This window comes from Rhodococcus sp. AC861, from assembly GCF_979256035.1.
Genome location: NZ_CEEDMW010000072.1, coordinates 1 through 251 on the forward strand (window position 1 = coordinate 1; position 251 = coordinate 251).

The window sequence follows — 251 nt, forward strand, 5'->3', positions numbered from 1 at the left end:
GGGGCGAGACAACCGACGCTCCACCGCATTGGAGAGCTCCCTGGGTGTCGGGCGGAATTACAGGAACGCGACGTACTTGGTGTCGAGGTACTCGTCGAGGCCCTCGGTGCCGCCTTCGCTGCCCAGGCCGGACTGCTTGACACCACCGAACGGTGCGGCGACGTCGGACACGCCGCCGCGATGGACGCCGACCATGCCGGAGGCGATCTTGTCCGAGCCCCGGAGTGCCCGATCGAGATCGCGGGTGTAGA

Annotated in this window: 1 protein-coding gene; it reads right to left on the reverse strand. The window is 67.7% G+C overall.

Annotation, left to right across the window (positions count from 1 at the left end; translation table 11 throughout):
• Positions 1–57: 57 nt before the first annotated feature.
• On the reverse strand, positions 58–251 hold a 194-nt coding region (locus AC0IX4_RS23195), incomplete at its 5' end, for an aldehyde dehydrogenase family protein (RefSeq protein ID WP_471831432.1).